Here is a 6,139-nt window from a genome sequence, read left to right as displayed (position 1 = left end):
TTTGTCGGCCCGGGCTCACGACAAGGTTCTCCGCGTCGCCCGCACCATCGCCGATCTCGAAGGCTCCGACGAGATCAAGCCTCAGCACATCGCCGAGGCGGTGGGGTATAGGTCGCTGGACCGGAGTCTCTGGATGTAGAATCACGCCCTGTCATTGATGACTCGGCCAGGTTGTCACGAACACCCCGTGACCTCACTCCGCAACCCGGCACGGTACTGTTGCCCCGCTTGCCGTCAGGCGGCTCGCAATGTCCAGGATCGGGAACGCAAGTGGCTCGCGCGCGGCACGTTGGACGCTCGCAAGAAGCGGGCCTACGAGTACCAAGCCGCTCGCTGGCGCCGGTCTCCGCGGCGGTGTAACACCTCCGATCCGGCGTCGTCGCGGCCTCCTCCGGAGTGACGATTCCTCCGGTGTGCGCCGGTCGTCAATGATCGCGTTGCCCTCCTGGGGGCTGGTTAACCTCCGGCTCGCCGATCCTCGCCTTTCATCCGACCTTATTCCTGCCTGTCGAGGCCAAGCTCCTATACCAAATCGTCGGACCGCGGGTCAGGTGCACCGGTCCTCGACGCGGTCTCCGACAGTTCCGAAGACAGCATTCGGCGGACAGGGGCTTTGTTTTTGTGAATAAATCATGAAGCCATCCTCAACCAGCCGGCAGAAGTGTTGCGGAAAAAAACTTGTTTTTTTTCTTGCAATTAACTAGTGCGACAGATCAAATGCTGGTTCCCGTCAAGCGAGTAAGCGAATGCACTCGTACGATCAGGTCCAATCCGGGTAGTGCGGTAAGACATACGTCGAATGTCGCCGGAGTCATCGAGATGCCCGATCAAAACACCGATTCCGTGAACCAGGATGCGAATAAGAACGGGAGCGTCGGCGGGGGCGCGCCGCAGATCAGCCTGCCCAAGCCGGGCGGGGCAATCCGGGGGATCGGGGAGACGTTTTCCGTCAATTCGGTGAACGGGACGGGGACCCTCACAGTGCCCATCGCCGTGAGCCAGGGGCGGGCGGGCTCCACACCCGAGCTAACGCTGTCGTACGACTCGGGAGAAGGGAACGGGCCCTTTGGCATGGGCTGGGGGCTCTCGCTTCCCGAGATCACGCGCCGGACCGACCGGGGGTTGCCGCTGTATCAGGACGCCGACGAGTCGGACATTTTCATCCTGTCAGGATCCGAAGACCTGGTCCCCGTACTCGTCCAGGACGCCCAGGGGAACTGGGTGCGGGACGTGACCACGCAAAATGGCTACGTCGTCACGAGCTACCGGCCGCGCGTGGAGGGCCTCTTCGCGCGCATCGAGCGCTGGACGCGTGAGAGCGATGGCGACACCTTCTGGCGGTCGATTTCCAAAGATAACGTGACGACCAACTACGGCACGTCCCTCGCCACCCGCATTGCCGACCCCGCCGACCCCACCCGGATCTTTTCCTGGTTGATCGCCGACAGCCAGGACGACAAGGGAAATGCGATCTCCTACGAGTACGAGGCCGAAGACTCATCCAACGTCGACCTCTCGCAGTCGACCGAGCGCAACCGTAGCGACACGTCCCGATCGGCCAACCGCTATGTGAAGCGGATCAAGTACGGCAATATCCCGTCGCTCTTGACGCAACCGGATATCACGCAGCTCTCGTGGCTGTTTGAGGTGGTCTTCGACTATGGCGAGGGCCACTACCAGGCGCAGCCGCCAGACTCCGAGGGACGCGTCTTCGTGACGGCCTCGGTCGCCGGCACACAGCCGTGGCCGGTGCGGCAGGACCCGTTTTCACGATATCGCTCCTGTTTCGAGATACGAACCTACCGGCTCTGCCAGCGCGTGCTTGTATTCCACCATTTCCCGAAAGAGCTGGGCACAGTCGATTACCTGGCACACGCCGTCGAGTTCACCTACCAGCAGACGCCGATCGCATCATTCATGACGGCCATCACGCGGTCGGGCTTCGTGCGGCAAGACGACGGCACGTTCCTCCAGGGCGCGCTCCCGCCGGTCGAATTCGAATACAGCCAGGCCCAAGTGCAACCGGAGGTTCGCGACGTCGACCCGGCCAGTCTGGCCAACCTGCCATCGACCGTCGACGGCGGCCGGTACCGCTGGCTGGATCTCGACGGCGAGGGGCTCCAGTGCGTGCTCGCAGAGCAGGACGACGCCTGGTACTACAAGCGAAACCTGAGCCCGCTTTCGTTCGCCGTCGACGGCATGGCCGGCACCGCCACCGCTCGGTTCGAGACGCTCACCGAGGTGAGCCGGCTCCCCGCGTTCGCCGAAGCGGGCACCCCGCGCCACCAGTTCCTCGACCTCGCCGGCGACGGGCACAAAGACTGTGTCGTGTTCCGCCGTCCGGGCTCGGGCTATTACAAGCGCGGCAGCGCGGGAGGCTGGAAGCCGTTCGAGTTCTTGCCATCCCAGCCCAACGTCAACTGGGACGACCCCAACCTGAGGTTCATTGATGTCGACGGCAATGGGTTCAGCGACGTACTGATCACCGATCACGAGGCGATCACCTATTATCCGTCGCTCGCCGAGTTCGGTTTCGGCCCGCCCAACCGCGTCTTCAAGGCGACTGATGATGAGGAGAGGGGTCCGGCGATCGTCTTCGCGGACAGTACGCAGTCGATCTTCCTGGCCGACATGTCCGGCGACGGCCTGTCCGACATCGTACGCATCCGCAACGGCGAGGTCTGCTACTGGCCGAACCTCGGCTACGGGCGGTTCGGCGCCAAGGTCGACATGGACCAGGCGCCCTGGTTCGACTCTCCTGACCAGTTCGACCCGCGGCGGCTCCGCCTGGCCGACGTCGATGGTTCCGGGGTCACCGACATCATCTACCTGGCCCGCAACGGCGTCTCGCTCTACTTCAACCAGGCGGGCAACGCCTGGGACGGACCCCGGCGGGTCGCGGACTTCCCGCCGGTCGACGACCTGGCCTCGATCCAGGCCCTCGACCTGCTCGGCAACGGGACCTCCTGCCTGGTCTGGACCTCAGCGCTGCCGGGCGACGCCGGCAGGTCAATCCGCTACATCGACATGATGGGCAGCCAGAAGCCCTACCTGCTCGTGCGGAGCTTCAACAACCTGGGCGCGGAAACGCGGGTCATGTACGCCCCCTCGACCGCTTTCTACCTCGCCGACCGCGAGGCGGGGCGGCCCTGGGCGACGCGGCTCCCCTTCCCCGTCCAGGTCGTCGTGAGTGTCGAGACCCTCGACTGGGTCAGCCGCAGCCGTTTCGTGACCCGTTCCGCCTACCACCACGGCTACTTTGACGGCATCGAGCGTGAGTTTCGCGGGTTCGGCATGGTGGAACAGCACGACACCGTCGAACTGGGCGTCCTGACCCAGACCGGCGCCTTCCCCGATGCCACCAATATCGACGCGGCGTCCTACGTTCCCCCGGTGGTCACCAAGACATGGTACCACACCGGCGCCTACCCCATGGGCACCCGCGTGACGCGGATCTACGATGCCGAGTACTTCAGCGAGCCGGGCCTCACCCCCACGCAATCCCATGCCATGTTGTTGCCGGATTCCGTGCTCCCCGACGGCCTCACCGGCGACGAAATCCACGAGGCGATCCGGTCTCTCAAAGGGGGAATCCTGCGGCAAGAAGTTTACGCGTCCGACGGCACCGCGGCCGCCGTGCTCCCCTACAGCGTATCCGAGCGCAACTACACCGTCTGTCGCCTGCAACCGTTCGGCGGAAACCGTCATGCGGTGTTCTTCACCCACGCCCGCGAGTCGATCGACTTCCACTACGAGCGCACGCTCTACGCCGTCAATGGACCTGGGCAACCCGAGCTCGCTGATCCACGGGTGACACACAGCATGACGCTCGCGGTCGACCCCTACGGGAACGTCTTGCAGTCGGCCGCGATTGCCTACGGCCGCCGTTACAAAGACTCCGATACGCTGCTCACGCCGGACGATCAAGTAATCCAGCAGACGCTGCACGTCACCTACACCCAGAACGCCTTCACGAACCCCATTCTCGAGCCCGACGCGTACCGCACGCCATTGCCGGCCGAGACGAGCACCTACGAGCTGATCAAGGTGACGCCCGACCCCGCCGCCGCCACGCCAGGCGTGACCAACCGGTTTGGTTTCAAAGAACTCTCGTGCAAGATCGCGATAGCCGCGAAAAATGACATTCCCTACGAAGACGTCGACGCCACCGGCGCCACTCAGAACCACCCCTATCGACGCATCATCGAGCACGTGCGCACGCTTTACCGAAAGGACGATCTCACCGCTGGCCTCGCGTTGCGCACGGTTGAGTCTCTGGCGCTGCCGTTCGCGACCTACAAGCTCGCGTTCACCCCCGGTCTGCTGCTTTTATACCAGCGCGGATCTGAGAACCTTTTACCGACACCTGTCAGTACCTTGAGAGACGGAGGAAGCTATGTCCTCAGCGACGATCAGAAAACCCTCGGCCTCTTTCCGGCAACTGATCCAAGCGGTAACTGGTGGATCCCGTCCGGTCAAGTCTTTTACTCCGCCAACCCCGCCGATACGCCCAGCCAAGAACTTGCAAACGCCCAGGCCCAGTTGTTCCTGCCGCAGCGCTTCCGCGACCCCTTCGGCAACAACACGATCGTGACCTACGATGCCTACTCCCTGCTTCTCGTCCAGGTCCAGGACCCCGTCGGGAACATCGTCACGGCGAGCAATGACTACCGCGTGCTGCAAGCCGCCCTCGTGACCGATGCCAACGGCAACCAATCCGCCGCGTCGTTCGACGCCCTCGGGCTCGTTGCCGGTACGGCCGTCATGGGGAAAACCTCCGAGAATTTGGGGGATTCGCTCGCCGGATTCGCCGCCGACCTCACGCAGTCGCAGATCGATCAGTTCTTCACTGACCCGAAGGGCCCACCCGCGGCCGCGCTCCTGGGAAATGCGACATCGCGCATCGTCTACGACATCGGCCGGTTTGCACGCACGCCCAGCACCCCGACCACACCGGCGCCCGTCTACGCCGCGACGATCGCCCGAGAGACTCATGTCAGTGATCTCACTCAAGACCAGACTTCCAAGCTCCAGGTCAGTTTTAGCTATTCAGACGGGTTCGGTCGCGAAATCCAGCGCAAGGGACAAGCGGAGCCGGGTCCGCTCACGCCCGGCGGTACCACTGTGGATCCGCGCTGGGTGGGCAGCGGCTGGACCATCTTCAACAACAAGGGCAAGCCGGTCCGCCAGTACGAGCCGTTTTTCACGGCCACGTACGATTTTGAGTTCGGCGTGATGGTCGGAGTGAGCGCGACCCTTTTCTATGACCCGGTGGGGAGGGTCGTCGCGACACTGCAACCGAATCAGACCTGGGGAAAGGTCGTCTTCGACCCGTGGCGGCAAGACACCTGGGACGGCAACGACACGGTGCTGATCACCGATCCATCGACCGATCCGGATATAGGCCCGTTCTTTCAGCGGATCCCAGCTTCGGATTATATGCCCACCTGGTACACCCAGCGGATCACGGGCGGGCTTGGCCCCCAGGAGCAGGATGCCGCCCAGAAAGCGGCAATCCATGCCAGCACTCCGACAACGGTTCATTTCGACACCATGGGGCGGGCGTTCCTCACGCTCGCCTACAACCGCTACCTGTCGGGTGGATCGCCGGTCGAGGCTCATTATCGGACCGTCGTCGAGCTCGACATCGAAGGGAATCAGCGGTCGATCACCGATGCGCTCGGCCGCACGATCATGACTTACGACTACGACATGCTCGGTACCAAGATCCACTCGGTCAGCGTGGACGCCGGCGAGCGCTGGATGTTGAACGACGTCGCCGGCAAGCCGTTTATGGGCTGGGACAGCCGGAACCATCAGCTCCGGCACGAATACGACGCGGCGCGACGGCCCACGGGCCTGTTCGTCCAGACTGGCAGTAGCCCCGAACAGCTCGCCGAGAAAACCGTTTACGGCGAAGGTCAGCCGAGCGCGTCGCAAGATCAGGCCCTGAACCTGAGGGGCAAGGTTTATCAGCAGTTCGATGGGGCCGGGGTGGTCACAAACAATCAATTTGATTTGGGTGCAATCCGTCTCTCTACAAAGAGGCGATTTACCTAACTCACGGCCCGCGTGGGTGATTTGGAGGGTTCCCTCGGGGGCGTTCTCGACGTTAGAGCCCGTTGTTGGTCATTATTGG

At 63.2% G+C, this 6,139-nt stretch carries 2 protein-coding genes; both read left to right on the top strand.

What is annotated here, in order from left to right:
- The first annotated feature begins 1 nt into the window (after position 1).
- Positions 2-139: a hypothetical protein gene (locus ACLQI9_RS32225; RefSeq protein WP_442392836.1), complete on the top strand. Its 138-nt coding sequence runs from the start codon at positions 2-4 to the stop codon at positions 137-139.
- 680 nt (positions 140-819) lie between these two features.
- Positions 820-6,060, top strand: coding sequence for a SpvB/TcaC N-terminal domain-containing protein (locus ACLQI9_RS32220; protein WP_442392834.1), 5,241 nt, complete (start codon positions 820-822; stop codon positions 6,058-6,060).
- The last annotated feature ends 79 nt before the right edge of the window (positions 6,061-6,139 follow it).

Source organism: Mycobacterium sp. (assembly GCF_052143115.1).
GTDB lineage: Bacteria > Actinomycetota > Actinomycetes > Mycobacteriales > Mycobacteriaceae > Mycobacterium.
The sequence above is the reverse complement of the archived record's forward strand: the minus strand, read 5'-3'. Positions and strand labels throughout refer to the sequence as shown.

Excerpts from the sequence above, each read along its gene's own strand:
- ACLQI9_RS32220 (WP_442392834.1), top strand. The coding sequence starts at position 820 with ATGCCCGATCAAAACACCGATTCCGTGAACCAGGATGCGAATAAGAAC.